This is a genomic window from Agromyces aureus (assembly GCF_001660485.1).
GTDB lineage: Bacteria > Actinomycetota > Actinomycetes > Actinomycetales > Microbacteriaceae > Agromyces > Agromyces aureus.
This window is the reverse complement of record NZ_CP013979.1, coordinates 3,109,805-3,133,525: the sequence shown is the minus strand read 5'-3', so window position 1 is coordinate 3,133,525 and position 23,721 is coordinate 3,109,805. Positions and strand designations below refer to the sequence as shown.

The following is a 23,721-nucleotide window of genomic DNA, read 5'->3' as shown; positions in this document are numbered from 1 at the left end:
TGGTGAAGGTCACACGAACGCGGCGCTGCCCGTGATCTTGCGGCCCACGATGAGGGTGTTCATCTCGCGCGTGCCCTCGTAGGAGTACAGCGCCTCGGCGTCGGCGAAGAAGCGGGCCACGTCGTACTCGAGCGTGATGCCGTTGCCGCCGCAGGCCTCGCGCGCCCAGGCGACGGTCTCGCGCATGCGGGAGGTCGTGTACGCCTTGGCGAGGGCGGAGTGCTCGTCGCGCTGCTCGCCGCGGTCGAGCATCTCGGAGACGCGCACGACCATGCCGAGCGACGCGGTGATGTTGCCGAGGCACTTCACGAGGAGGTCCTGGATGAGCTGGTGCGAGCCGATGGTCTTGCCGAACTGCACGCGCTCGCCGGCGTACTTCACGGCGGCCTCGTAGGCGCCCATCGCCGTGCCGACGGCGGCCCAGGCGACCTCGGCGCGGGTGAGCCGCAGCACCTGAGCGGTGTCGCGGAACGAGTTCGCGTTCTGGAGCCGGTTCGACTCGGGCACGACCACGTCCTCGAGCGTGATGTCGGCGTTCTGCACGGCACGGAGGCTGATCTTGCCCTCGATCTTCGTGGCCGTGTAGCCGGGCGTCGAGGTCGGCACGATGAAGCCCTTGACCTGGTTGTCGTCGACGTCCTTGGCCCAGATGATCGTGATGTCGCTGAACGTCGCGTTGCCGATCCACCGCTTCGCGCCGTTCAGCACCCAGGTGTCGCCGTCGCGCTTCGCAGTGGTGCGCAGGCCCTGCGCCGAGTCGGAGCCCGAGAGCGGCTCGGTCAGTCCGAAGGCGCCGAGCACCTCGCCGCTCGCGAGCTTCGGGATCCACTCGTCGCGCTGCTCCTTCGAGCCGCACACGCTGATGCTTCCGGTGGCGAGGCCGTTCTGCACCCCGACGAAGGTCGCGACGGAGGCGTCGACGCGGGCGAGCTCCATGGCCACGAATCCGCGGAAGACGGCCGAGTTCTCGAACGGCTTCGTCTCGTCCCAGCCGAACGAGAGCACGCCGTGCTCGGCGAGCGGCTTCACGATCTGCATGGGGAACTCGGCGCGCTCCCAGTAGTCGCCGACGATGGGCTTGACCTCGGCCTCGAGCCACGCGCGCAGTTCGGCGATCGCCTGCTGCTCGCGCTCGGTGAGGAGGGATTCGTACGCGTAGAAGTCGCTCGCGAGCGGCTCGAAGGTCATGACTGCTCCAATGCATCGTCGGATGCCCCGAGCCTACGTCCGCGATCGGATGCCACCACGGCCGTTGGTAGTTTGGAACCAAATCCGACGAAGGGGCACTCCGGGATGTTTGTGGCGATCGGCAATACCCCGCGCGACTACGCGTGGGGCTCGACGACGGCGATCGCCGGATTCCGCGGAGTCCCGGCGTCGGGTGCGCCGGAGGCCGAGCTCTGGCTGGGCGCCCACGCCGGATCGCCCGCACGCGTCACCGATCCAGGGGAACTCGGGTACGGCGACCTCGCCGAGTGGATCGCGGCCGACCCCGAGACCGCCCTCGGACCCGACCTCGCGGCGCGCGGCGCACGGCTGCCGTTCCTGCTGAAGGTGCTCGCCGCCGCCGAGCCGTTGTCGCTGCAAGCCCACCCGACGCCCGAGCAGGCGCGTGCGGGCTTCGCGCGCGAGGAGGCCGAGGGCGTCGAGCTCACGGCCTACGACCGCAACTACAAGGACGAGTTCCACAAGCCGGAGCTCATCGTGGCCGTGAGCGACACCTTCGACGCGCTCTCGGGCTTCCGCCCGCTCGACGAGGTGGCCGGTGTGCTGCGGGTGCTTCGCGAAGCGGATGCCGCCGGCTCCGCCGGTGAGTCGCAGCCCGGTGCGCTCGACCTGCTCGCCGAGCGTCTCGAGTCGGCGCAGCCGCTCCGCGACACCGTCGAGTGGCTGCTCCGCGACGGGCGCGGCGGCGACACCGGCGAGGCCGCATGGGTGGTCGAACGCGTGACGGCCCTCGCGGCATCCGCCATCGCCCTCGAATCCGCCTACGCGCTCTCGTTCGAGACGGTCGGCGCGCTCGCCGAGGCCTACCCGGGAGACCCCGGCATCGTCATCTCGCTGCTGCTGAACCGCGTGCGCCTCGTGCGGGGCGAGTCGCTGTACCTCGCGGCCGGCAACATCCACGCCTACCTCGAGGGGCTCGGCATCGAGCTCATGGCCGCGAGCGACAACGTGCTGCGCGGCGGGCTCACGCCCAAGCACATCGACGTCGACGAGCTACTCGACGTGCTCGACTTCACGCCCATCGCGCCGCCGCTGCTCGCTCCCGAGCGGCTCGGCGTCGGCGTCGAGGTGTTCCGGCCCGACGTGCCCGACTTCGTGCTCTACCGGGTCGATGGCGCAGCGGTCGGGGGGGCGGATGCCGCGACGGCACGGATTCCGCTCGACGGCCCGGCGATCGTGGTCGCCGAGGGCGGCGATGTCGTGGTCGCGGGCGCCTCGGGCGCGGCATCCGTCGCCCGTGGCGGCTCGCTCTACGCGACCCCCGACGAACGGCACCTCACGGTGACGGGCGACGGCATCGCCTGGATCGCGACGACCGGGCGCTGAGGCGGGCTGGGCCGGGCCGAGCTGCTCGACGGCGCGATCGGCGGGGCGCAGCTCGTGCCGATCAGGCCGTGCGCGCGACGAGCACGTCGTCGGTCGACTCGGCGCGCGTGCCGAACAGGCGTCGGTAGGCGGTCGGGGTGGTCTGCAGCACCTTGACGAAGTGGTGGCGCATCACGGCGGCCGCGCCGAACCCGGTCTCGCGGGCGACCTCCTCGAGGGTCAGCGAGGTCTCCTCGAGGAGCTGCTGCGCCCGCAGCAGGCGCTGGCGGTTGAGCCACGCGTTCGGGGTCGTGCCCGTCTCGGCGCGGAAGCGGCGTGCGAACGTCCGCGGCGACATCAGCGCCTTGCGGGCGAGCAGATCGACCGTGAGGTCCTCATCGAGGTGCTCGAGCATCCAGGCGGTGACCGTGGCGAACGAGTCGGTGCGGCACTCGGGCACGGGGGTCTGGATGAACTGCGACTGGCCGCCGTCGCGCTGCGGCGGCACGACCATGCGTCGCGCGACGATGTTCGCGGCGGCGGCGCCGAGCTCGGTGCGCACGATGTGCAGTGCGGCGTCGATGCCTGCGGCGGTGCCCGCGCCGGTCACGACCTTCTCGTCCTGGACGAAGAGCACGTCGGGGTCGACGATCGTGTCGGGGAAGGTCTCGGCCATGAGGTCGGTGTACATCCAGTGCGTGGTCGCCCGACGACCGGCGAGCACGCCGGCGTGGCCCAGGGTGAACGCGCCGGAGCAGACCGAGAGCACCCAGGCGCCGCGTTCGACGGCCTTGCGGATGACGTCGAGCACGCGCTCGTCGGGTTCGCTGCCGATGAGCGAGGCCGGCACCGCCACGAGGTCGGCCCGGTAGGCGAAGTCGAGGTTCTCGTGCACCACGACGTCGAAGCCGAGCTTGGTGGAGATGGGGCCGGGGTCCGCGGCGACGACGTGGAAGTCGAACGTCGGCCCGCCCTGCGCGGAGCGATCGATGCCGAACACCTCGCAGACGACGCCGAACTCGAAGGGCGCCATCTGGTCGAGGGCGATGCAGGCGACGGACTGGAGCATGGGACATCCCTTGGCAGAAAGTAATCGGTCGTTGTCAACCCTGCCACTGTCGGCAGGATATGACAAGAGCGAGACTTTCTGCCATGACCATTCTCCTGATCCTCATCATCGCCGCCCTGGCCGTCTGGGCGATCGCCGGAGCCGCCATCTCGGCCGCCCGCGACGGCTATCACCGCCTCGACGCACGCGAGTCGGCCCGCCGAACCCCGGTTAGCATCGACTGAGGCCTGCCGACCGGGCGCGGCCCGGAAAGGCAGGACATGAGCTGGCTCGTCACCGGAGGCGCCGGATACATCGGATCGCACGTCGTGCGTGCATTCCAGGCGCAGGGCATCGACGCGGTCGTGATCGACGACCTCTCCTCCGGCAAGGAGGTGTTCGTGCCCGCGGGGGTTCCATTCGTGCGCGGTTCGATCCTCGACGGCGAACTGCTCGAGGCGACCATGGCGAAGTACGCCGTGCAGGGGGTCGTGCACCTCGCCGGCTTCAAGTACGCGGGCGTCTCGGTCACCCGGCCGCTGCACACCTACGAGCAGAACGTGACCGCGACCGCGACCCTCCTCGGCGCCATGGAGCGCGCGGGCGTGGACCGCATCGTGTTCTCGTCCAGCGCCGCCGTGTACGGCACGCCCGACGTCGACCTCGTGACGGAGTCCACCCCGAAGCGCCCGGAGTCGCCCTACGGCGAGTCCAAGCTCATCGGCGAGTGGCTCATCGCCGACCAGGCCAAGGCCGCAGGGCTCCGCAACACGAGCCTCCGCTACTTCAACGTCGTCGGCTCCGGCACGCCCGAGGTCTACGACGCGAGCCCGCACAACCTGTTCCCGCTGATCTTCGATGCGCTGCTCGACGGCCGCACACCCCGCATCAACGGCACCGACTACGCGACGCCCGACGGCACCTGCGTGCGCGACTACATCCATGTGGCCGACCTCGCCGAGGCGCATGTCGTGGCCGCGAAGCGCCTCGACGCCGGCGAGCCCGTCGAACCCGTCTACAACCTCGGGTCAGGCGACGGCGTCTCCGTCGGCGAGATCATGACCGCCGTCGCGGCCGCCACGGGCATCGACTTCGTGCCCGAGATCGGCCCCCGGCGCACGGGAGACCCCGCCCGCATCGTCGCCTCCGGAGAGCTCGCCGCGCGCGACCTCGACTGGCGCATGCGGCACACGCTGCCCGAGATGGTCACGAGCGCCTGGGAGGCCCGCCGCACGGCGACCGTCGGCTGAACGGCTCGGCGCGGCATCCGCCCGACCCGGGTCAGATCACAACTCGTGACGTCCTCGGCGTGTCGATCGCGTGTCGAAGCCTCGATGCGCGGTCGAGGGTTTACGATCCGCGACTTGACTCTCACGAACTACACCGGTGTAATTGTTCCAGACACACCCTCTGGGTGGTCGGTACAACTGGGTGGGAGACGATATGAGCAATCCTGAATATCGTTCTGGAGTACCTGACGATTGGTTCATCGATCCGGTTCGGCTCGGCGTTCCTGGGGTTCGTCCGGGAGCCGGCGACGAGAATCCGTTGGCATGGCAGAGCGACGCACTGTGCGCGCAGACCGATCCGGAGGCGTTCTTCCCTGAGAAGGGCGGCTCGACTCGAGACGCGAAGAAGATCTGCACGGGCTGCGAAGTCCGCGCGCAATGCCTCGAGTACGCACTGGGCAACGACGAGCGCTTCGGAATCTGGGGAGGACTTTCCGAACGCGAGCGTCGCAAGCTCCGCAAGCGCGCGGTCTGAGCGGCATCGCGGTCCGATTCGGATCGCGTCCGCGCAGACGCGCGAACGGCACCTGTGCGCGCCGTCACCGTTCGAGGTGACGGCGCGCACCGTGCATTCCGGGGCATGCGCGACGTCCCGCACGATCGACCCATCGGATTCGAGGCGCGCCCGGGGAGTTGCGGATGCCTCGCCGAGCGCCGCTTAGGCTGGCCCCGATGTTCCCCAGAGTCACCGCCGTCCTCGTCGCTCGCCACGGCGGCGACCGTCTTCGGCACACGTTGGACGCCGTCCGTGCGCAGAGCCGCGAGCCTGACGCGCTCGTCATCGTGCTCGCCCGACCAGAGGGGGACGCCCGCGAGATCGCCGTGTCGGCGGGTGCGACGCACCTCGTCGAATCCAACGAGCCGCTCTCGTTCGGCGAGGCCGTGCGCATCGGCGAACGGGTGCTCGAGGTGCCGACCTCCGACGCCGAGGCGCTCTGGCTGCTGACCGAGGACTCGTCGCCGGAACCCGACGCGCTCGAAGCGCTGCTCGCGACGCTCGTCAACGGCCGAACGGTCGCCGTCGCGGCACCCAAGCTCGTGCAGTGGGACGAGCCCGACCAGCTCGTGAGCCTCGGGCGCACCATGACGCGCTTCGGTCGCTCGGTTCCCGTCGTGCCGGAAGAGCTCGACCAGGGGCAGCACGACGACCGCAGCGACGTGCTCGGCGCCGAGCCCGCCGGCATCCTGGTGCGGCACCACGTGTGGCAGTCGCTCGACGGCTTCGACCCGGCGCTGCCGGTCGTCGACGACGGCCTCGACCTCGGCGTCCGAGCGCGACTCGCCGGGCACCGCGTCGTCGTCGTGCCGGCCGCGCGACTGCGATTCGGGCGCGACGGCATCGCCGGCCCCCGCGCCGGCGACCGCGGATCCGCCCGACGCCGAACCGACCGCCTCGCGAGGACCGCGGCCCTGCACCGACGACTGGCGTACGCGCCGGCCGTGGCCGTGCCCCTGCACTGGCTGAGCCTGCTCCCGCTCGCACTCCTGCGGTCGATCGTCGACCTGCTCGGCAAGCGCCCCGGAGCGATCCTCGGCGAGTTCGCCGCCGCCCTCGCCGCGATGTTCGGAGGCGTGAAGGTCGCGCGGTCGCGCAGGGTGCTCGCGGCCGCCCGCACGACCAAGTGGTCGGCCGTCGCCCCGCTCCGACTCCAGCCCGACGAAGTGCGCCGACGACGCGAAGCGGCGTCCGAGGCCCGGCGCATCCGCGCCAGGGGCCGCACCGACGACGTGCAGTTCATCGGCACGGGCGGCGGCTGGGTGCTGCTCGTCTCCGCCGTGGCATCCGTCGTCCTCTTCTCATGGTTGCTCGGGGCGAGGGGCATCGCCGGCGGGGGACTGCTGCCGCTCTCGAACGGGCTCGCTGAACTCTGGCGCAATGCGGCTTACGGCTGGCGCGACGTCGGCGCCGGGTTCGTCGGCGCGGCCGACCCGTTCGCGGGCCTGCTCGCCGTGCTCGGCTCGATCCCGTTCTGGGCGCCGTCGCTCGCGATCGTCGGGGTCTGGCTGCTCGCGCTTCCCGCCGCAGCGCTCGGCGCCTGGTTCGCGGCCTCCCGCCTCACCGAGCGCGGCTCGATCCGTGCGCTCGCGGCGCTGCTCTGGGCGCTCGCACCCATGTTTCTGATCGCGCTGGCCGACGGGCGCCCCGGTGCGGTCATCGCGCACGTGCTGCTCGGCTGGCTCGCGTACGCGATGCTCGGCGCGGCCCGTTCGTGGTCGTCGGCCGCGACCGCGTCGCTCCTCTTCGCCGCCGTCATCGCCGCGGCGCCGAGCCTTGCGCCCGCACTCCTGCTCGGCTGGATCGTGGCGCTCGCAACGAGTGGACGCGCGGCCGTCAGGTTCGCCTGGTTGCCGGTACCGGCCCTCGCGCTCGCCCTGCCGCTCGTGATCGAGCAGGTCGTCGGCGGCAACGCGCTCGGACTGCTCGCCGATCCCGGCCTGCCCTTCGGCAGTGCGGCACCGTCCGCCTGGGAGCTCGCACTCGGCCTTCCCGAGGCCGGCTGGGGCGGTTGGCCGGAGGCCGTCGCATCCATACCCGCGTTGTCCGGCCTCGATGCGTTCACGACGATGCTCGTGCTCTCGGGGTTGCTCGTGCCGATGGCGCTGCTGGCGCTCGGCGCGTTCTTCGCCCGCGGCATCCGCATCGTGCTGCTCGCCGTGCTGACCGTGCTGGTCGGCTTCGCGACCGCGTTCGCCGCGACGCTCGTATCGGTGGCCGTCGCCGGCGACGAGGCGATCGCCGTCTGGTCGGGTGCCGGCCTCAGCCTGGCCTGGCTCGGCGCGATCGTGGCCGTCGTCGTGAGCGGCGACGCCCTGCGCCGCCTGCGCGGTGTCATCGTCGCGGTGCTCACCGTGTGCGCGGTCCTCGCCGTGATGCCCACGCTGGGTGCACTCGCGACCGGGAGCGCGACCGTCGGTCCCGCGGCCGCGCGCACGGTGCCGGCGTACGTCGTGGCCGAGGCCGACGCCGATCCGCGCGTCGCGACACTGCGCATGCAGCCGCTCGAGGACGGCGGCATGCGGGCGACCCTCGTGCACGGGCTCGGCGAGACGCTCGACGACCAGTCGACCCTCGCGCAGACCCGGGTCGAGCCGACCGAGGACGAGATCCGGATCGCCGACATCGCCGGCAACCTCGCGAGTCGCAGCGGCTTCGATGCGGATGCCGCGGTGCGCGAGTTCGGCCTCTCGTTCGTGCTCCTCGAGCCGGCGCCGACGGCGGATGCACCCGAAGGCGCCGCGACCGCCGAACGCGCTCGGACGGCGCTCGACGGCAACGCGGCGCTCACCCCGGTCGGCGAGACCGATTTCGGTACGCTGTGGCGGTTCGTCGATGCCGAGCCGGATGCCGCGGCCACCCGCATCCCCCCTGACACCGGCTGGGTCGGCGGTGTCGTCACCGGCGTGCAGGTGCTCGTGCTGCTGCTCACCCTGCTGCTGTCGATCCCGACCGGGGCCGGTCGCGAGGTCGATCGACGCACGACCCGCGAGCCGCGCGGGCGTGCGTCGAGGCGCGCCGCGGCCGCGGCCGGGCAGACGGATCCGGATTCGTCTGGCGTCGAGGTCGAACCGACGCGTGCTGATGAGTCCGAGTCCGAGTCCGAGTCCGAGTCGACGCCGGAGGCGGAGTCCGCCACGGTGCCGGAGTCCGGCCCGGAGCCCGACGCGGCGTCGGAATCCGCCTCAGCGTCGGAGCCGGCCACGCAGCCCGAACCTGAGCCCGCCCAGGCGGAGCCGCGGGGGCCCGAGTCGCCGTCTGCGCACGAACCCGCTGCCGGGGCGCCGGTCCCCGCACCCGAACCCGAGCCGGAGCCGGTCCCCGACGTCGAGCCGGCGAGGCAGACGGAGCCCGCATCGAACCCTGAGCCGAAACCCAAGCGCGCACCGAGAGCCAGGAAGACCTCGGCTCCGGCCACGGAGCCTGAGTCGGCGCCGGAGCCGACCACCGACCGACCCGACGCAGGGGAGACCCCCGATGCCCGTTGACCGCAGCAGGATCCTCCGCACCGGCACGCGGACGCTCGCCGCACTCGCCGCCGCCGCGGTCGCAGTCGGCGTGGTGGGTGCCGCAGCGCTCGGCTCGTGGCCGTCGTCGCGCACCGAGGCGCCGTCGGTCGTCGTCGAGCCCGCGGCGGTCAGCCAGCAGCGAGTCTGCCCGGGGCCGATCCTCGCGATCGGCGCCGACGCGGCCGAGGCGACCGGCATCGAGTCGGTCGGCACGGCGTCCGTCGTGACGGCGACCGATCCCGAGGACGTCGATCTCGACCTGTCCTGGCTCGCGCAGTCCGAGAACCCCGACGCCGCCGAGGACGCCGGCCCGCTCGTGATCGACGCGGCCGCCGGCGCGGTCGAGGCCGGCATGCTCGCGGGCGCCCAGTCCCAGACGGTCGCCACGGACGTGCTGGGCGGGTTCGCCGCGGCATCCTGCACCGAGGCCGTCGAGGAGTCGTGGCTCGTGGCCGGCGCGACCACCGTCGGCCGCAGCAGCCTCGTGCTGCTGTCGAACCCGACCGCCGTCGCGGCGACCGTCGACGTCCGCGTCATCGGAGAGACCGGCCCGGTCGAGGCGCGCTCGGCCATCGGCATCACCGTGCCGTCCGGCACGCAGCGTGTGCTCTCCCTGGCCGGGCTCGCGCCGAACCTGGCCTCGCCCGTCGTGCACGTCACGAGCACGGGCGGAGCGATCGCCGCCTCGCTCGAGCAGAGCGTGGTCGAGGGGTTGGCGCCCGCGGGCGTCGAACTCACGGGGCCGACCGCACCGCCGGCCGAGTCGCAGATCATCCCCGGCCTCGTCGTCGACGGCGCGCAGGGCGTGCACGCCGACGAGGACCACGCCGACGGCGACGCCTTCACCGCACTTCGCCTCTACAGCCCCGGCGACGAGTCGGTCGAGGTCGCGATCGGCATCGTGCCGGTCGACGGCGGCACGGGAGACGCCATCGACGTCGACCTGCAGCCCGGCAAGGTCAGCGACATCCCCCTCGGCGACCTCCCGGCCGGAACCTACACGGTGCGCATCGACGCCGACGGCCCAGTCGTGGCCGCGGCCCGATCGACGGTCACCGCACCGGCCGACGACGCCGAGGGCGAGGTGACGGATGCTGCGGCTCCGGCCGACCTGGCCTGGTTCCCGGCAGCCCTGCCGCTGCTCGATTCCGCCGTGATCGCCGTCGCATCCGGGCCGTCGCCGACGCTGCACCTCGCAGCGGGAGCCGAGGGCGCCGACGAGGCATCCGTCACGATCGGGGGATCGATCCGGGAGATCGAGGTGCCGCCGCTCGGCACGGTGTCGGTGCCGCTCGAGCGCGGGACGGTGCTGCTGCAGGGCGTCGAGGGCCTGACGGCGTCGGTGACGTATCGCGGCGATGACGCGCTCGCGGCCTTCGTCGTCGCCCCGCCGGGGCCACTGGACTCGCCGATCCGCGTGTACCCGCGCTGAGCGGGCTCGCGGCCTCGCGACCCACCCCGCGACCTCAGAGGTGCCGGTAGCGCCCGGGAGCGAGCTCCCAGGGGTCCTTGTCGAGGAACTCGGCGACGGCGCGGAACACGCAGCTCTCGATGAGGAGCTTCTCGTCGCGCTCTTCACCCTCCTGCAGACGCAGGAACCGTACGATCGGCAGCCGATGGAAGGTGATGCGGCGTTCGTCGTGCGCGACCTTCCACCGGTCGATGTGATCGACGTGGATGGCCTCGGCGGGTGCCTGCGCGACCTCGAACACGACGCCCTCGAGCTCGGGCCAGAGCCCGCGCAGGTACGACGCGGTGCCGGCGACCGTCGCGTCGAAGTCCTCGAGGCGCGTCGACAGCGGTTCGAGGTGGGGGCCGGTGACGGCCGAGCGCATGCCACGACCGTGGCGGTCGCGAGCGAGTCGCCTGGGTGATCGCGGGGAGGCGACACGACGGGAACGGGGCATGTGCTCCATCGTAATGTCCGGCCGCATCGCTACAGTGGTCTCGCCATGAAGAGACGTTGTTCGCGCACCGCGTGCCCCGCTGAGGCGGTCGCGACGCTGACCTTCGACTACGCCGACTCGATGGCCGTGCTCGGCCCGCTGTCGGTGGCCCCCGAACCGCACGGCTACGACCTCTGCGCGACCCATGCCGAGCGCACTTCGGCGCCCGTGGGATGGCAGATCGTTCGGTATGCCTCGCCGGGTCGGGTAGATTCCACGGCATGACTTCCGCCGAGAATCCTGTCGACCGCGAGCGACTCAGCGCGATCGTGAAGGCCTACGACGTCCGTGGCATCGTGGGCGACGCCCTCACCGAGCAGTCCGTCGAGGCCCTCGCCGCGGCCTTCGTCGACGAGGTCGGCGCCGCCGGAGGCAAGGTCGTGGTCGGTCACGACATGCGCGATTCCTCACCCGGGTTCGCCGAGGCCTTCGCACGCGGGGCGACGAGTCGCGGCGCCGACGTCGTGGCCATCGGCCTGTGCTCGACCGACGAGAGCTACTACGCCTCCGGCATCCTGAACGCACCGGCGGCCATGTTCACGGCCAGCCACAACCCCGCCGCGTACAACGGCATCAAGTTCTCGAGGGCCGGCGCCCAGGGCATCTCGCTCGACACGGGCCTCGCCGCGATCCGCGATCGTGCGGGCGACTACCTCGAGCAGGGTGTCACGCCCGTCGAAGCGCCGGGTTCGGTGCAGCCCCTCGACGTGCTGGCCGACTACGCGGCCTACCTGCGCTCGCTCGTGGACCTCACCGGCATCCGGCCCCTGAAGATCGTCGTCGACGCGGGCAACGGCATGGGCGGGCTCACGGTTCCGGCGGTGCTCGGCACCGCGGCCGGGCTCGCCGAGCTCCCCCTCGAGATCGTGCCGCTGTACTTCGAGCTCGACGGCACGTTCCCGAATCACGAGGCGAACCCGCTCGAGCCGGCCAACCTCGTCGACCTCCAGAAGGCCGTCGTCGAGCACGGCGCCGACCTGGGCCTCGCCTTCGACGGCGACGCCGACCGCTGCTTCGTCGTCGACGAGCGCGGCGGCGCCGTGACCCCGTCGGCCGTCGCCGCCATCGTCGCCGTGCGCGAGATCGCCCGCGTCGCAGCGCTCGGCGAGACCGACATCAACGTGATCCACAACCTCATCACCTCGCGCTTCGTGCCCGAGACGATCGAGGCCGCCGGTGCGATCCCCGTGCGCACCCGTGTCGGGCACTCGCTCATCAAGGACCGCATGAGGGAGACCGGCGCGGTCTTCGGCGGCGAGCACTCGGCGCACTACTACTTCCGCGACTTCTGGGGCGCCGACAACGGCATGCTCGCGGCCATGCACGTGCTCGCCGAGTTCGGTGCGCAGCAGGGCACCCTCTCCGAGCTGGCCGACCGGTTCACGCCGTACGCGCTCTCGGGCGAGATCAACTCGACGGTCGCCGACGTCCCTGCGGCGTACACCCGCGTGGTCGAGGCGTTCACCGGGCGTGCCGACTTCGACGAGCTCGACGGGCTGACGGTTCTCGGCACGACCGCCGAAGACGAGCCGTTCTGGTGGTTCAGCGTTCGGCCGTCGAACACCGAGCCGCTGCTGCGCCTGAACGTCGAGGGTGCGGATGCCGCGACCATGGCCGCCGTGCGCGACGAGGTGCTGGCGCTCATCCGCTCCTGAGGCACGAGGGCGGGCGCCGGCGAGCAACCGATCGGGCGACACCTCGCGAGCCTGCGACAATGGACGCATGACGCTCGCCGAGACATCCGCCCTCCCGTTCAAGGTCGCCGACCTCTCGCTCGCCGAGGCCGGCCGCCATCAGCTGCGCCTCGCCGAGAACGAGATGCCCGGCCTCATGTCGCTCCGCGAGGAGTTCGGCGCCTCGCAGCCGCTCGCGGGCGCCCGCATCGCCGGCAGCCTGCACATGACCGTGCAGACCGCGGTGCTCATCGAGACCCTCGTGGCCCTCGGCGCGCAGGTGCGCTGGGCGAGCTGCAACATCTTCTCGACGCAGAACGAGGCGGCCGCCGCGATCGCGGTCGGCCCAGACGGCACGCTCGACGACCCCAAGGGCATTCCGGTGTTCGCCTGGAAGGGCGAGTCGCTCGAGGAGTACTGGTGGTGCACCGACCGCATCTTCGACTGGAGCGCCGAGGCCGCGGCCGCGAGTGCCGACTGGATCGGCCCGAACATGATCCTCGACGACGGCGGCGACGCCACGCTCCTCGTGCACGACGGTCGCACGTTCGAACTCGCGGGCGCCGTGCCCGAGACGCCGGCCGACGCGAGCCACGAGTACCGCGTCGTGCTCGACACCCTGCGCCGCTCGCTCGAGGTCAGCGGCGACCGCTGGACCCGTATCGCCGAGGAGCTCAAGGGCGTCACCGAAGAGACCACGACCGGCGTGCACCGCCTCTACGAGCTGCACGCCAAGGGTGAGCTGCTGTTCCCGGCGATCAACGTCAACGACTCGGTCACGAAGTCGAAGTTCGACAACAAGTACGGCATCCGCCACTCGCTGCCCGACGGCCTGAATCGTGCGACCGACGTGCTCATGGGCGGCAAGGTCGCGTTCGTCGTCGGCTACGGCGACGTCGGCAAGGGTGCCGCCGAGGCGCTGCGCGGCCAGGGCGCCCGCGTCATCGTCTCCGAGGTCGACCCGATCTGCGCGCTCCAGGCCGCCATGGACGGCTACCAGGTCGCCCGCGTCGAAGACGTCGTCGGCGACGTCGACATCTTCGTCACCTGCACGGGCAACAAGGACGTGCTGCGTCTCGAGCACATGCTCGGCATGAAGCACCTCGCGATCGTCTCGAACGTCGGACACTTCGACAACGAGATCGACATGGCCGGGCTCGAGTCGCTCGAGGGCGCCGAGAAGGTCGAGATCAAGCCGCAGGTGCACGAGTGGCGCCTGCCCACCGGCCGGTCGATCCTCGTGCTGTCCGAGGGGCGCCTGATGAACCTCGGCAACGCGACCGGGCACCCGTCGTTCGTCATGTCGAACTCGTTCACCAACCAGGTGCTCGCGCAGATCGAGCTCTGGACCCGTCCCGAGGAGTACCCGATCGGCGTCTACGTGCTGCCCAAGCACCTCGACGAGAAGGTCGCCCGCCTGCACCTCGGCTCGCTCGGCGTGCAGCTCACCGAGCTCAGCCCCGAGCAGGCCGCCTACATCGGCGTCGCGGTCGAGGGCCCGTACAAGGTCGACCACTACCGGTACTGATCGGCGGGGTCCTGATTCGAGCGGGGCGGATGCCGCGGGCGGCTGCTCGCGGCATCCGCCCCGCTCGTTCGTTCAGGCGCCGCCCGTTCCCGCAGGCCGCGCTCGTTCGTGCGGGCCGCGCTCAGCGCCGCGGGAAGCCGGTCGCCGTCGCGGCGAGCACGGGTTCGAGCGCATGCAGTCGAGCCTGCTCGAGTTCGAGCGCGCGGGCGTCGCGCGCGCGCCGGAGCGCGACCACGCCCGCGAGGAACGGCTCGGGTGCGGCATCCGGGACCGGGGCGACGTAGGGTGCGACCTCGGCGGCGAGCGAGGTGGCCAGGCGGGTGCGGCTCGCCGGAGCGAGCTGGGCGACGTTCTCGAAGTACGAGGCGACGCGGCGGGCGAGCGGGTCGGGCAGGCGCGCGACGTCGGCGATCGAGGCCCACCCGACGAGCTCGGGCGGCACGCCGAACGGGTTCGAACGCACGGCGGGCACGCGCTCGACCTGGGCGTGGGTTCCGGCGAGCAGGTCGCCGAGGCGCTTGGACGACGGGTTCAGGAAGCCGATGAGCACCGCGAGGCCGCCGAACGTGAGGTAGATCTCGAGCACCCCGGTGAGGGCGCGGATGAACGCATGGCGGAACCCGATCGCCCCGCCGTCGTCGCGCACGACGCGGAGGCCGAGCGCGAGCTTGCCGAGCGAGCGCCCGTGCGAGGCGGTCTCGACGGCCGTCGGCACGACGATGATGACGACCACGACCCCGCCGATCGCGATGGCGCGGAACGCGGCCCCGTCGACCGTGAGGCCCGCGCCGGTCGCGACGAGGGCCATGCCGACGAGGAGCACGATCGAGACGAGCACGTCGATGATGGTTCCGCCGCCGCGGATCAGGGCGGATGCCGGCCGCAGGTCGAGCGCGACGGCCTCGCCGATGACCACGCCCTCGTCGTCGTGTCGGGCGGCAGCGGTGCGGGCGTTGGGCACGTCGACCATGGCTAGTATTCAAGCAGATGGACCTCGACGCACTCGCCACCGCCCGCCATGACGCATGGCAGCGGCTCGACGCGCTCGGCCGCGAGAACCGGCTGTCGGGGCCCGAGGCCGACGAACTCATCGAGCGGTACCAGGGCGCGGCCTCCGACCTCTCGCTCGTGCAGACCACCGTCGGCTCGACGGCGTTGGGCGATCGCCTGTCGGTCGGGCTCGCGAAGGCCCGCCTGCGGTTCACGGGCGCTCCCGAGAACCCGCTGAAGCTGTTCACGCGGTTCGTGATGGTCGACCTGCCCGCGGCGCTCTACCGGGTGCGGTGGCTGACGCTCGCGGTCGCGATCGTCACGGTCGTGGTGGCGGCCCTCTACGCGTGGTGGATCGCCGCGGATCCGCGGGTGCTCGCGACGCTCGGCAGCGAGGCCGAGATGCAGCAGCTCGCCGACGAGGGCTTCGTCTCGTACTACTCCGAGAACCCGGCGGCCTCGTTCGCCGGGTCGGTCTGGACCAACAACGCCTGGATCGCCGCGCAGTGCGTCGCGTTCGGCATCACCGGTCTGTGGGTGCCCGCGGTGATCCTGCAGAACGCGCAGAACCTCGGCATCACGGCCGCCGTCATGTTCGCCTACGACGAGGCCGACACGTTCTTCCTGTACATCACTCCGCACGGCCTGCTCGAACTCACCTGCGTGTTCGTCGCCGCAGCCGCCGGCCTCCGGATCTTCTGGGCCTGGGTCGCCCCTGGCGCTCGCCCGCGCGGCGTGGCGCTCGCCCAAGACGCCCGCGCACTGTTCACGGTGGCGATCGGGCTCGTGTTCTTCCTGTTCGTCTCGGGCCTCATCGAGGGCTTCGTGACCCCGGCGCCCTGGCCGTGGCCCGTGAAGATCGGCATCGGGGTGCTCGCGTTCGGCGGGTTCCTCGCCTACATGCTCGTGCTCGGCGGTCGGGCGACGCGGGCCGGCGCGACGGGCGACCTCGACGCCTTCGAGGCCGGCGCCACGCGCATCATCGCCGGCTGATCGGCCCCGAGGCCCGCTCGGCGGCGTGCAGGCCCCCGTGCTGCTCGGGCTGCCCGGTCGCGTCGCCCGACCACCCGCACGGACCTGCGAATGGCGGATGCCTCGTGGGAGACATCCGCCATTCGAATCCGCCGAGGGACTACGCCGAGAGCTTCGCAGCGCGGTCGAAGACCAGCTTGTAGATGAGGCCGGCGATGATCGCGCCGAGGATGGGCGCGACGATCGAGAGCCAGACCTGGCCGATCGCGTCGGCGCCGCCGTAGATCGCGGTCGCGATCGAGCGGGCCGGGTTGAACGAGGCGTTCGAGACCGGGATCGCGACGAGCGCGGCGACGGTGAGCGTCAGGCCGATCGCGAGGGGCGCGAGGTTCGAGGCCGCGCGGCCCGCGCTCGTGACGCCGAGGATCACGAACAGGAACACGGCCGTCGCGATGACCTCGACGAGGAACACCGAGACCAGCCCGTAGCCGCCGGGGGAGAGCACGCCGTAGCCGGTCGACGCGCCCTGGAAGACCGCGATGTCGAACAGCGGGCCGGTGGCGAGGATGCCGAGCAGTGCCGTCGAGGCGAGGATGCCGCCGACGAGCTGGGCCGCGATGTACCCGATCACCTCGCGCCACGGGAAGCGACCCGCGACGGCGAGCCCGAGGGTCACGGCCGGGTTGAAGTGGCCGCCCGAGACGGGGCCGAAGGCGTAGGCGCCGACCACGACGCTCAGGCCGAGCGCGAGCGCGACCCCGAGGAAGCCGACGTTGAGGTTGCCGTCGCCCGCGGCGAATCCGGCAGCGAAGATCGCCGTGCCGATGACGCCGAAGACGAGGATGAAGGTGCCGAGCACCTCTGCGGTGAGTTTCTGGCCGGTGGACGGAGCATCGACGGCGACTGCGGTATCGGACATGACCGATCCTTTCGTAGGGATGTTGTGGAGGCGCGGATGAGCGAGCGGAACGGCGACCCCCCGCCGCCGTTCGTTGCGAACATAGCGATCGGGCGCTCGGCGGCGCCGCACATTCACGGCGCATGACCGAATCGTTACCCGAACGGACCGCGGCACGACACGCGCCGACGCATGACGACGCATTCGAAAGCCCGGCGCCCCCGTGCCGGGATGCGCGTCGCGACCGGTGTCGTCGCGGGCTCAGAGCAGGCCGGCCGCCTTGAGCTCGAGATATCGGTCGGCGAGTGCGGGCGGCAGGTCGCGGGGCGCCGCCGAGACCGGGTGCGCTCCCGACTGCCGGATCGCCGCGGCGACGCGATCGACGTCGAGGCGCGCACGTTCGGACGCGGCGGCGAGGTAGACGTCGTCGAGGGTGTCGCGGCGCGCGGCCGCGGCATCCGCCTCGGGGTCCTGCACGGAGGCCACCAGCACGGTGTGCCGGGCCGTGAGCTGCGGCAGCACCGAGAGCAGGCCGCGCGCGGAGCCGGGGGAGTCGGCGGCCGTGAGCAGCACGACGAGCGCCCGACGGCTCGTGACGGCGCGGATCTGCGCGGGCAGACCCGTCCAGTCGGCCTCGATGAGCTCGGCCTCGACGCCGGCCATCGCGTCGACGAGGCGCGCGAGCAGTTGCGACCCCGTCACCCCGGTGACCCTGGCCCGAGCCCGACGATCCCACGCGAAGAAGTCCACGCGGTCGCCCGCGTGCGTCGCGAGCGCCGAGAGCAGCAGGGTCGACTCCCACGCGGTGTCGAGGCGCGGCTCGTCCGCCACGCGCGCGGCGGCCGTGCGCGACGTGTCGGCGACGATGACGATGCGGCGGTCGCGTTCGGGGCGCCACGTGCGCACCATGAGCTTCGTGCCGCCCCGGGCGGCGGGGTCGAGGTGGCGCGCCGTCGCACGCCAGTCGATCGAGCGCACGTCGTCGCCGCGCACGTACTCGCGGATCGAGTCGAACTCGGTGCCCTGCCCGCGAACGAGCATGGGCGTGCGGCCGTCGAGCTCGCGCAGCCGCGTCAGGCGCGACGGCAGGTGCACGCGCGAGTGGAACGGCGGCAGCACGCGCAGGCGCCCGAGGGACGCGAGCGTCGCCTGCCGGCACCACAGGCCGAGCGGCCCCGCCGAGCGGATCGTGACCTGCTCGGTGCGGCGGTCGCCGCGCCGCCATGGCGTCAGCTGCAGGCGCACGCTCCGGCGTTCGCCGGGCGCGACGGCGAGCCGGGAGCGGTTGGCACCGGCGACTCCGGCCGACGGCTCCCAGGCGTCGCGGACGGTGGCGCGCAGCATCCGCTCGCCCGTGTTCACGACCGTGAGGCTCGAGACGACGGGCTCGCCGAGACGCACCTTCGCGGGCAGGTCGCGGATCAGCGAGACCCGTCGTGGCGAGGCCGCGAGCGAGAGGTCGAGCGCGCCCAGCCCGATCGCGAGGGCGAGCCAGCCGAGCAGCGCGAACCACGCGGCATCCGCTCCCGAGGAGCCGAGCACGACCACGGGCACGACGCCGAGGGCGACGAGCAGCACGAACCGACCGGTGACCGCCATCTCAGAGGGGAACCTGCACCTGCTGCATGATCGCGCGCAGCACCGCGTCGACCGAGACGCCCTCGAGCTCGGCTTCGGGCCGCAGTTGCACGCGGTGGCGCCAGACGGGCAGCAGCATCGCCTGCACGTGGTCGGGCGTGACCGACTCGTAGCCCGAGAGCCACGCCCACGCCTTCGAGGCCGCGAGCAGGCCCGTCGTCGCCCGCGGGCTGACGCCGAGGCGCAGCGACGGGCTCAACCGGCTCGCGCGCGCCAGGTCGACGAGGTAGGCGAGCACGTCGTCGGACACGCGAACGGATGCCGCGGCCGCCCGTGCCTGCTCGAGCTCGTCGGCGCCGAGCACGGCCCGCACGCCGGCCGCGCCGAGGTCGTGCGGGTCGAACCCGTCGGCGTGGCGGCGCAGGATCGCGAACTCGGCGTCGCGCTCGGGGATGTCGAGCACGAGTTTCAGCAGGAACCGGTCGAGCTGGGCCTCGGGCAGGGAGTACGTGCCCTCGTACTCGATCGGGTTCTGCGTCGCCGCGACGAGGAACGGGTCGGGCAGCGGCCGCGTCACGCCGTCGGCCGAGACCTGCCGTTCCTCCATGGCCTCGAGCAGCGCCGACTGGGTCTTCGGCGGGGTGCGGTTGATCTCGTCGGCGAGCAGGATGTTCGTGAACACCGGCCCTTCGCGGAACGCGAACTCGCCCGTGCGCGGGTCGAACGCGAGCGACCCGGTGACGTCGCCCGGCATGAGGTCGGGCGTGAACTGCAGACGACGGGTCTGCAGGTCGAGCGTGCGCGTGAGGGTGCGCACGAGCAGCGTCTTCGCGACGCCGGGCACGCCCTCGAGCAGCACGTGACCGCGCGCGAGCAGCGCGATGATCAGGCCCGTGACGGCGCCGTCCTGTCCGACCACGGCCTTGCCGACCTCGAGTCGCACGCGATTCAGCGCGTCCCGGAGTTCGGCGTCGGTCGGTCGGGTGCTCGTGGGCGTCGTGTCGGTCATCGCTGCCTTCCTGGCGGGTCGTCTGGGGTGGTCTCGGTCGTGCGGGCGGAGGTGGTGGCGGGCCTGGTCGCCGCGGTGACGTCTCGTTCGAGGTCGTCGAGGGCCGCTGCGAGGGCGACGAACCTCGCATCGTTCTCGGGCAGCTCGTCGACGAGCAGCAGCATGACGGAGGTCGCGTCGCGCCCGGTCGCCGACGCCGCCGCCTGCGCGATCACCGCGACCTGGCTCGTGCCGGGCAGGCGCAGCGCCACCGCGAGGCGCCTGATCGTGGCCACGCGCATCTGGTCGAGCGCGTGCGTGCGCTGGGCCGAGCGCGCGTAGAGCCGGGCTCGGCCCTGCCTCGTCTCGCCGGCCGGCACCGTCACGGGCAGCCGCTCGACGACGAGCGGGCCGAGGCGTCGTCCGCGCCAGACCCCGGCGATGACCGTGACGACGAGCGCGAGCACGAGCACGGGGCTGACCCAGCCGGGCGTGAGCTCGCCGAGCGTCGGCGCGGCGGTCGACTCGGCGTCGGCGGGTCCGGGCAGGTACCAGACCAGGTCGGGGGTCGCCCCGAGCAGTCCGATCGCGAACGCCGCGTTTCCGGCCTCGTCGATGCGCGAGTTCTCGAAGACCGTCGTCGCGGCGACCAGCGAGAGGCCGGATGCCGCAGGCGGGCCGGTCGCGTCGTCCTCGCCGGTGCTCGGGCTCGGGTTCGGGCCGACGGCCGCCGCGAATCCGCCGTCCTGACCGAAGCACCCCTGCCAGCCGGCGTCCTTCGCGTCGTCATCGATCGTCAGGAGCCGCTGTCCTTCGGAGAGTCCCTCGGCCCGGACGGCCGCCCGCACGTCGCAGTCGGCGCCGTCGAGCGCACCGTCGGCGGCGCCGGCCATGCGCACGCCGGGCGCGAGCGTCTCGAGCGCCCGGAATCCCGGCTCGACGACGACGAGCCGTGCCCCGCTCGCCGCGAGTGCGTCGAGCGCGTCGTCGTCGAGGGTGGCGAATTCGTCGAAGAGCAGGAGCGTCGCGTCGCCGTCCGCCGATGCGACGGCGTCGAGCGCCGCGTCGAGCGAGCGCGCGGGCGCGACCTCGACGTCGTGCGCCCGCAGCACCTCGACGAGGGCGCCGGAGCCGCGTGCGCCCGGGCTCTCGGGGTCGAGCAGTCCGGCCTGCGTGCTGATGCCGCCCTGGATCGCGAAGAGCACGAGCACCCCGACGACGAGCACGCCCGCGAGCACGAGCCACGTCCGTCCGCGGCGGAGCAGCGCCCCGAGCGTCGGCGACACGGCGGTCGCGGTCGCGGGTCGGGCATCTCCGCCGGGCGCGGTCGCAGGCGTCGTCGTGGCAGGGGCGTGCGCCGTGGCGAACTCGGCCGGTGCGCCGGGCGTCATCGCACGGCCTCGAAACGGCCGTCGGCGGCATCCGTCGTCGACGCGCCCTCGCGAACCGGACGCATCGCCTGCAGCTCTCGATCCAGCGTCGTCAGGCGCTCGTAGGTGGGCGCATCGCCCGCGGCGCCGAGGTAGCGCACGTCGTCGAACGCGTCGGCCGCATCCGCCAGGCGCGCCCGGGCGTCGGGGAACGGCCGAGCCGCGGCATCCGCGACGCCTCTGGCGGTCGTGCCGGGATGCACCTGCACGAGTTCGCGTTCGACGAGGTCGCGCACGATCGCGCGGAAGCGCTCCTCGATCGCGAGCGGCCAGTCCCGGTCGCGCGCCGCGGCCTCGGCGGCGCGGCGGATCGTGCCCGCGTCGCGCAGATCGCCCTCGAAGGCCGCTGCCGAACTCGACGCCCGACGGCGGCGGAGGCGCGGCACCCCGAAGACGAGCAGTCCGACCACGACCAGCACGATCACGAGGAGCACGACGAGCAGCGCCACGACCTCACCGGGCACCGCGCCGGCCCCGTTCAGCAGGTCTGTGAACCAGTCGCGCACCGCCTGCGCGAACACGTCGAGCGCGTTGGGCTCGGCGGCACGGTACCTGGGCTTCGACAGCTCGTCGAGCAGCCAACGGCGGGCCTCGTCGGCGTCGGGATCCAGCGGGTCCGCGCCGAAGCCGAGCGCGCGGACCGCCGCGGCTGCGATCATGCGGGAGCGCCGCCCGACGGCACCGGATGCTGGGCGCCCTGATCGGGTGCGACCCACGGGTCCGACACGGGCTGCCCTGCGTCGCGGAGCTCGACGTGCCGTGCCAGCTCGAGGTCGAGGCCCTCCGTGCGCATGCGGAGGTCGATGTAGACGACGCCGACCAGGGCAGCCTGCACGACGGTCGTGATCGCGGTGATGATGATCGAGAGCACCGTGGACACGACGCCGAGCACGATCGCGATCGTGACCGCCGAGCCCGTGTTCGTCGGGTCGATGATCGCCGGGAGCAGCCCGCCGAGCAGCGTGACGGGTTGCACCACGACCTGCGAGGCGACGTTGAGGATGACGCTCACGAGCAGGAGCACCCCGAGCGTGCGCCAGAAGTAGCCGATCGTGAGCCGCCACGAACGTCGCATCGCCGTCGCGATGCCCGCGTGCTCCAGCACGATGATGCTCGGCACGAGGGCGAGCCGCACGCCGATCCACCAGCCGAGCACGACGAGGCCGAGCGAGAGCAGCACGACGACCGCGATGCTGACGCCCAGGCCGACCGGCGAGGTCACCGCGCCGAGCACGATGATGCCCACCAGCACGGCGAGCACGACGAGCAGTGCGAGGGTGACGAGCAGGGTCCAGACGACGAGCGCACCGATGCGCGGCAGCGTGCGGCGCCACAACGCCCCGAGCGAGAGCTTCTCGCCGAGCGTGCCCGAGGCGACCTCGACGATCATGACGCCCTGCAGGAACGCACTGGCGACGACCGAGACCCCCACGGCGAAGAGCATGGTGAGCACCAGGGCCGCGATCGAACCGGGCAGCAGTTCGTCGATCTCCGCCGGGCCGGCCGAGTCGAGGCGACCGAAGAACCAGATGAACACGGGGACCGCCACGGCGGCCGCGAGGATGCCCGCGGCGAGCTGCACGAGCAGACCGCTTCCGAAGGTCGCCGCCGGATTTCGGCGCAGCGTGCGGAACGGGGCCCACAGCAGCGTGCCGAAGCCCAACGGGCGCAACGGCAGGAGGCCCGGCTTCGGCGGGGCGGTCCAGGCCTGACTGCCGGCGGGGGCGCCGTACTGCGGCGCGCCGTACTGGGGTGCGCCGTATGGCGGCGGTGCGGTCGGAGCGCCGTATGCGGGCGGCGCGCCGTACACCGGAGGCGCAGCGGGCGCGCCGTACAGCGGCGGCAGCGGCGGCACCGGGGCGGCGGGCGCGGTCGCAGCTGGCGCGTCGGAGGCGCCGGGAGTGCTCGGCACGGATGGTGCGGAGGCGTCGGGCTGCGGCTCGGGCGCTCCGGGCGCTCGCCAGTCGTGTTCGGCCACCTCGTCGTGCTCCTTCCGCTGCGGATTCCCATGCTCGCATATCGGGGAGCGGCCCACCGGCACGCTCCACACCCGCCCGCGGCATCCGCCCCCCTTGTCGGGCCGTACGACTACGCTGGTCACACCGTCCATCCGGCCTGGCGCGAGAACCCCGCCCCGGGCGCTGCAACAGGAATGAACCGATGACTTCACGCGTACTCGTCGTCGACGACGACACGGCCCTCGCCGAGATGATCGGCATCGTGCTGCGCACCGAGGGCTTCGATCCCGTCTTCTGCGGCGACGGTTCGAGCGCGCTCGCGGCGTTCCGCGAGAGCCGACCCGATCTGGTGCTGCTCGACCTCATGCTGCCGGGCCTCGACGGCATCGAGGTCTGCGCGCGCATCCGGGCCGAGTCCGGCACGCCGATCATCATGCTGACGGCCAAGACCGACACCGCCGACGTCGTGAAGGGCCTCGAGTCGGGCGCCGACGACTACATGGTCAAGCCCTTCAACCCGAAGGAGCTCGTCGCGCGCATCCGTACCCGACTCCGCCCGACGCCCGAGTCGGCCGTCGAGACGTATGCGGTCGGCGACCTCACGATCGACGCGGCCGGCCACGAGGTGCGCCGCGGCGACGAGCGCATCTCGCTCACGCCCCTCGAGTTCGACCTGCTCCTCACGCTCGCGTCGAAGCCGCAGCAGGTGTTCACGCGCGAGATGCTGCTCGAGCAGGTGTGGGGCTACCACTACAAGGCCGACACGCGCCTCGTGAACGTGCACGTGCAGCGCCTGCGCGCCAAGGTCGAGCACGACCCCGACAACCCGCGCATCGTGATGACCGTTCGCGGCGTCGGCTACCGCGCCGGCGCGACCACCTGACGG

The 23,721-nt window shown here is 72.4% G+C and carries 21 protein-coding genes; 11 read left to right on the top strand and 10 right to left on the bottom strand.

All coding sequences use genetic code 11. From position 1 onward, the window contains the following. Positions 1 to 9: 9 nt before the first annotated feature. Positions 10 to 1,188 carry an acyl-CoA dehydrogenase family protein gene (locus tag ATC03_RS14060; protein WP_067878354.1) on the bottom strand — a complete coding sequence of 393 codons (1,179 nt, stop codon included), beginning with the start codon at positions 1,186 to 1,188 and terminating at the stop codon, positions 10 to 12. A 105-nt stretch (positions 1,189 to 1,293) separates the two neighbouring features. Here ATC03_RS14060 and manA point away from each other — a divergent pair, with 105 nt between their 5' ends. Continuing rightward, on the top strand, positions 1,294 to 2,553 hold the full coding sequence (gene manA, locus ATC03_RS14055; RefSeq protein WP_067878351.1) for a mannose-6-phosphate isomerase, class I: 1,260 nt from the start codon (positions 1,294 to 1,296) through the stop codon (positions 2,551 to 2,553). 61 nt (positions 2,554 to 2,614) lie between these two features. Here the strand turns inward: manA and ATC03_RS14050 are convergent, their stop codons facing one another. Beyond that, the gene (locus tag ATC03_RS14050; RefSeq protein ID WP_067878349.1) at positions 2,615 to 3,601 is read right to left on the bottom strand and encodes a GlxA family transcriptional regulator; all 987 of its coding nucleotides are present in this window, start codon (positions 3,599 to 3,601) and stop codon (positions 2,615 to 2,617) included. Between the two features lie 83 nt (positions 3,602 to 3,684). Between ATC03_RS14050 and ATC03_RS20620 the strand changes: the two genes are divergently transcribed. The 5 genes from ATC03_RS20620 to ATC03_RS14030 all read left to right on the top strand — a co-directional run bounded on the left by ATC03_RS20620 (position 3,685) and on the right by ATC03_RS14030 (position 10,306). Continuing rightward, on the top strand, positions 3,685 to 3,825 hold the full coding sequence (locus tag ATC03_RS20620; protein ID WP_156997200.1) for a hypothetical protein: 141 nt from the start codon (positions 3,685 to 3,687) through the stop codon (positions 3,823 to 3,825). Between the two features lie 36 nt (positions 3,826 to 3,861). Further along, positions 3,862 to 4,830, top strand: coding sequence for a UDP-glucose 4-epimerase GalE (galE, locus tag ATC03_RS14045; protein ID WP_067878346.1), 969 nt, complete (start codon positions 3,862 to 3,864; stop codon positions 4,828 to 4,830). Positions 4,831 to 5,023: 193 nt separating this feature from the next. After that, positions 5,024 to 5,344: a WhiB family transcriptional regulator gene (locus ATC03_RS14040; RefSeq protein ID WP_074401056.1), complete on the top strand. Its 321-nt coding sequence runs from the start codon at positions 5,024 to 5,026 to the stop codon at positions 5,342 to 5,344. A gap of 197 nt (positions 5,345 to 5,541) precedes the next feature. Then, positions 5,542 to 8,853, top strand: coding sequence for a glycosyltransferase (locus tag ATC03_RS21175; protein WP_067878344.1), 3,312 nt, complete (start codon positions 5,542 to 5,544; stop codon positions 8,851 to 8,853). Then, a complete protein-coding gene (locus ATC03_RS14030; protein ID WP_067878341.1) occupies positions 8,843 to 10,306 on the top strand; it encodes a DUF5719 family protein in 1,464 nt (487 codons plus the stop codon). Before ATC03_RS21175 ends, ATC03_RS14030 begins: the two co-directional genes overlap by 11 nt. A 34-nt stretch (positions 10,307 to 10,340) precedes the next feature. Here ATC03_RS14030 and ATC03_RS14025 read toward each other — a convergent pair whose 3' ends face one another. Next, entirely contained in the window at positions 10,341 to 10,709 is a 369-nt protein-coding gene (locus tag ATC03_RS14025; RefSeq protein WP_227820105.1) for a hypothetical protein, read from the bottom strand. A 117-nt stretch (positions 10,710 to 10,826) separates the two neighbouring features. On the opposite strand from ATC03_RS14025, the gene ATC03_RS14020 reads away from it, so the two are divergent. From ATC03_RS14020 to ahcY, 3 genes are all read left to right on the top strand, one after another. Next, positions 10,827 to 11,045 (top strand): DUF3499 family protein, encoded by a 219-nt coding sequence (locus tag ATC03_RS14020; RefSeq protein ID WP_067878335.1) that lies wholly within the window; start codon positions 10,827 to 10,829, stop codon positions 11,043 to 11,045. Further along, complete coding sequence (locus ATC03_RS14015; protein ID WP_067878332.1) at positions 11,042 to 12,475, top strand: phosphomannomutase/phosphoglucomutase; 1,434 nt, start codon at positions 11,042 to 11,044, stop codon at positions 12,473 to 12,475. Before ATC03_RS14020 ends, ATC03_RS14015 begins: the two co-directional genes overlap by 4 nt. 67 nt (positions 12,476 to 12,542) lie before the next feature. After that, complete coding sequence (ahcY, locus tag ATC03_RS14010; RefSeq protein ID WP_067878328.1) at positions 12,543 to 14,021, top strand: adenosylhomocysteinase; 1,479 nt, start codon at positions 12,543 to 12,545, stop codon at positions 14,019 to 14,021. Between the two features lie 121 nt (positions 14,022 to 14,142). Here the strand turns inward: ahcY and ATC03_RS14005 are convergent, their stop codons facing one another. Then, on the bottom strand, positions 14,143 to 14,991 hold the full coding sequence (locus ATC03_RS14005) for an RDD family protein (protein ID WP_067878325.1): 849 nt from the start codon (positions 14,989 to 14,991) through the stop codon (positions 14,143 to 14,145). A 17-nt stretch (positions 14,992 to 15,008) separates the two neighbouring features. Here ATC03_RS14005 and ATC03_RS14000 point away from each other — a divergent pair, with 17 nt between their 5' ends. After that, positions 15,009 to 16,004: a stage II sporulation protein M gene (locus ATC03_RS14000; RefSeq protein ID WP_067878323.1), complete on the top strand. Its 996-nt coding sequence runs from the start codon at positions 15,009 to 15,011 to the stop codon at positions 16,002 to 16,004. Between the two features lie 139 nt (positions 16,005 to 16,143). Here the strand turns inward: ATC03_RS14000 and ATC03_RS13995 are convergent, their stop codons facing one another. The 6 genes from ATC03_RS13995 to ATC03_RS13970 form a co-directional block, all read right to left on the bottom strand. Continuing rightward, positions 16,144 to 16,902, bottom strand: coding sequence for an aquaporin (locus ATC03_RS13995; RefSeq protein ID WP_067878320.1), 759 nt, complete (start codon positions 16,900 to 16,902; stop codon positions 16,144 to 16,146). A 240-nt stretch (positions 16,903 to 17,142) separates the two neighbouring features. Continuing rightward, positions 17,143 to 18,480 carry a DUF58 domain-containing protein gene (locus tag ATC03_RS13990; RefSeq protein ID WP_067878316.1) on the bottom strand — a complete coding sequence of 446 codons (1,338 nt, stop codon included), beginning with the start codon at positions 18,478 to 18,480 and terminating at the stop codon, positions 17,143 to 17,145. A 1-nt stretch (position 18,481) separates the two neighbouring features. Continuing rightward, on the bottom strand, positions 18,482 to 19,468 hold the full coding sequence (locus ATC03_RS13985) for an AAA family ATPase (RefSeq protein ID WP_067878313.1): 987 nt from the start codon (positions 19,466 to 19,468) through the stop codon (positions 18,482 to 18,484). Continuing rightward, on the bottom strand, positions 19,465 to 20,838 hold the full coding sequence (locus tag ATC03_RS13980; RefSeq protein WP_084003507.1) for a DUF4350 domain-containing protein: 1,374 nt from the start codon (positions 20,836 to 20,838) through the stop codon (positions 19,465 to 19,467). The genes ATC03_RS13985 and ATC03_RS13980 overlap by 4 nt, the downstream gene beginning before the upstream one ends. Continuing rightward, a complete protein-coding gene (locus tag ATC03_RS13975; RefSeq protein ID WP_067878310.1) occupies positions 20,835 to 21,536 on the bottom strand; it encodes a DUF4129 domain-containing protein in 702 nt (233 codons plus the stop codon). Before ATC03_RS13975 ends, ATC03_RS13980 begins: the two co-directional genes overlap by 4 nt. Then, the gene (locus ATC03_RS13970) at positions 21,533 to 22,855 is read right to left on the bottom strand and encodes a DUF7847 domain-containing protein (protein WP_067878307.1); all 1,323 of its coding nucleotides are present in this window, start codon (positions 22,853 to 22,855) and stop codon (positions 21,533 to 21,535) included. Before ATC03_RS13970 ends, ATC03_RS13975 begins: the two co-directional genes overlap by 4 nt. 182 nt (positions 22,856 to 23,037) lie before the next feature. On the opposite strand from ATC03_RS13970, the gene mtrA reads away from it, so the two are divergent. Then, a complete protein-coding gene (gene mtrA, locus ATC03_RS13965; RefSeq protein WP_067878305.1) occupies positions 23,038 to 23,718 on the top strand; it encodes an MtrAB system response regulator MtrA in 681 nt (226 codons plus the stop codon). Positions 23,719 to 23,721: the final 3 nt, after the last annotated feature.

Excerpts from the sequence above, each read along its gene's own strand:
- ATC03_RS14060 (WP_067878354.1), bottom strand. The coding sequence starts at position 1,188 with ATGACCTTCGAGCCGCTCGCGAGCGACTTCTACGCGTACGAATCCCTC.
- manA (WP_067878351.1), top strand. The coding sequence starts at position 1,294 with ATGTTTGTGGCGATCGGCAATACCCCGCGCGACTACGCGTGGGGCTCG.
- ATC03_RS14050 (WP_067878349.1), bottom strand. The coding sequence starts at position 3,601 with ATGCTCCAGTCCGTCGCCTGCATCGCCCTCGACCAGATGGCGCCCTTC.
- ATC03_RS20620 (WP_156997200.1), top strand. The coding sequence starts at position 3,685 with ATGACCATTCTCCTGATCCTCATCATCGCCGCCCTGGCCGTCTGGGCG.
- galE (WP_067878346.1), top strand. The coding sequence starts at position 3,862 with ATGAGCTGGCTCGTCACCGGAGGCGCCGGATACATCGGATCGCACGTC.
- ATC03_RS14040 (WP_074401056.1), top strand. The coding sequence starts at position 5,024 with ATGAGCAATCCTGAATATCGTTCTGGAGTACCTGACGATTGGTTCATC.
- ATC03_RS21175 (WP_067878344.1), top strand. The coding sequence starts at position 5,542 with ATGTTCCCCAGAGTCACCGCCGTCCTCGTCGCTCGCCACGGCGGCGAC.
- ATC03_RS14030 (WP_067878341.1), top strand. The coding sequence starts at position 8,843 with ATGCCCGTTGACCGCAGCAGGATCCTCCGCACCGGCACGCGGACGCTC.
- ATC03_RS14025 (WP_227820105.1), bottom strand. The coding sequence starts at position 10,709 with ATGCGCTCGGCCGTCACCGGCCCCCACCTCGAACCGCTGTCGACGCGC.
- ATC03_RS14020 (WP_067878335.1), top strand. The coding sequence starts at position 10,827 with ATGAAGAGACGTTGTTCGCGCACCGCGTGCCCCGCTGAGGCGGTCGCG.
- ATC03_RS14015 (WP_067878332.1), top strand. The coding sequence starts at position 11,042 with ATGACTTCCGCCGAGAATCCTGTCGACCGCGAGCGACTCAGCGCGATC.
- ahcY (WP_067878328.1), top strand. The coding sequence starts at position 12,543 with ATGACGCTCGCCGAGACATCCGCCCTCCCGTTCAAGGTCGCCGACCTC.
- ATC03_RS14005 (WP_067878325.1), bottom strand. The coding sequence starts at position 14,991 with ATGGTCGACGTGCCCAACGCCCGCACCGCTGCCGCCCGACACGACGAC.
- ATC03_RS14000 (WP_067878323.1), top strand. The coding sequence starts at position 15,009 with ATGGACCTCGACGCACTCGCCACCGCCCGCCATGACGCATGGCAGCGG.
- ATC03_RS13995 (WP_067878320.1), bottom strand. The coding sequence starts at position 16,902 with ATGTCCGATACCGCAGTCGCCGTCGATGCTCCGTCCACCGGCCAGAAA.
- ATC03_RS13990 (WP_067878316.1), bottom strand. The coding sequence starts at position 18,480 with ATGGCGGTCACCGGTCGGTTCGTGCTGCTCGTCGCCCTCGGCGTCGTG.
- ATC03_RS13985 (WP_067878313.1), bottom strand. The coding sequence starts at position 19,468 with ATGACCGACACGACGCCCACGAGCACCCGACCGACCGACGCCGAACTC.
- ATC03_RS13980 (WP_084003507.1), bottom strand. The coding sequence starts at position 20,838 with ATGACGCCCGGCGCACCGGCCGAGTTCGCCACGGCGCACGCCCCTGCC.
- ATC03_RS13975 (WP_067878310.1), bottom strand. The coding sequence starts at position 21,536 with ATGATCGCAGCCGCGGCGGTCCGCGCGCTCGGCTTCGGCGCGGACCCG.
- mtrA (WP_067878305.1), top strand. The coding sequence starts at position 23,038 with ATGACTTCACGCGTACTCGTCGTCGACGACGACACGGCCCTCGCCGAG.